At 72.3% G+C, this 1,503-nt stretch carries 2 protein-coding genes; one reads left to right on the top strand and one right to left on the bottom strand.

What is annotated here, in order from left to right:
- Positions 1 to 622, bottom strand: a 622-nt coding sequence (locus ABZ281_RS49045) for a hypothetical protein (RefSeq protein WP_356665301.1), incomplete at its 3' end; no start/stop codon positions are given.
- Between the two features lie 363 nt (positions 623 to 985).
- Between ABZ281_RS49045 and ABZ281_RS49040 the strand changes: the two genes are divergently transcribed.
- Positions 986 to 1,503, top strand: a 518-nt coding sequence (locus ABZ281_RS49040) for a DMT family transporter (RefSeq protein WP_356665299.1), incomplete at its 3' end; no start/stop codon positions are given.

Here is a 1,503-nt window from a genome sequence, read left to right as displayed (position 1 = left end):
GCGCGATGACCGGCAGGATCGCGAGGGGGGAGTCGGCGGGTGCCTGTTCGGCGGCCCAGTTGGCGAAGTCGTAGACCTCGTGCAGCGGATCCGGGCCGGCCTCGGTACGGCGGGCGGCGAGCCGGGCGACCATCAGATGGTGGGCGTGGTGGTGGTCGGCGTACCGGGCGCGGACCGCCTCGAAGCCGCGGACCACGTCCTGGTCGGCGCCGGCTTCGCAGTCCAGCATGAGCAGGCCGAGCAAGGGGGTGGGGTCGGCGGGGGCACGGGTCGCGGCGGCCTGGCAGGCCTCGCGGGCCCGGACCGGCTTGGCCTTGCCGTGCAGGGCGCGCCGGACCTGGGCGAGGGCGAGCAGCACGGAGGCGTCGGCGGACTCGGGTTCGGCGAGCATCCACTCCCGGGCCCATGCGGCGCAGTAGGACTCGCGGGCGAGGACGGTGACGCGGTGGCCGCGCCGGTCCCAGTCGTCCCCGGTGTGGGCCAGGAGGGAACGGGCGTTCTGCCAGCGGCCCTGCGCCAGTGCGGCGCGGGCGGCCACGAGCTCGGCGTCGTCGAGGGCCTCGTCGAAGGCCTGCGCCGCACGTCTGCGGCCACGGCCGAGGGGAGGCGGGGGTGGGGACACCGCTAACTTCCTCACACGCTCTTCTTCTGTTCCGGCTCACGGCGACAGGGGGAGCGCGGATGTGCGCGCCGCCATGAACTGATCACGCACAGCCAACCCCCAGCCAACGGTCGTCGTCAAGGGCCGCTAGGGCATTACACGCGTCAACTGTCGTTACTTGTGAGGGAATTGTGATCCAGGAGGCGAGAGAGGCGAGCGTGACGAGCATCCGATTCACCCGTTACGTCCTTTGTGACGTACGTCATAGCGTGACCCGTCGCCGCCCCCGACGATGGCAGGACGTACGGGCGCGCCGGGCGGAGCCGGCCGGTACTGTCGGCCCTACGCAACCGTGAACCCGACCTGACGATCGAGGTACACCGCGTGTCGGTTCCAGTTCTGGCGCTCGCCCTGGGTGCCGCCTGCTGTCTGGGCTTCGGCTTCGTGCTCCAGCAGAACGCGGCCCAGCGCGCCCCGCTGAGCGACTTCCTCTCCTTCCGGCTGCTGCTCGACCTCGTGAAGGTGCCGCGCTGGCTCGGCGGCATCGCGCTGATGGTCGTCGGCATGGGGCTGGGCGCCGCCGCGCTGGGTCAGGGTGAACTGTCGCTGGTGGAGCCGCTGCTGGCGACGAACCTGCTTTTCGCGCTCGCGCTCTCCCGCAAGCAGACCCGGCAGCCGCTCGGCCGTCAGGGCTGGGCCGGCCTCTTCCTGCTGGCGGGCGGAGTGACCGCGTTCATCGCCGCCGGCCGGCCGGAGGGCGGCGCCGCGACGGCCGACCCGGTACGGCAGTGGCTGATCATCGGGATCATGATCGGGCTCGCCCTGGTCCTCACGACCCACGGCAAGCGGTCCCGGGTCGAGCAGGACCGAGCCGAGCGGGCGGCCGTGTGCGTAGTCCAGGC

This window comes from Streptomyces sp. NPDC006265, assembly GCF_040613555.1.
GTDB lineage: Bacteria > Actinomycetota > Actinomycetes > Streptomycetales > Streptomycetaceae > Streptomyces.
The sequence above is the reverse complement of the archived record's forward strand: the minus strand, read 5'-3'. Positions and strand labels throughout refer to the sequence as shown.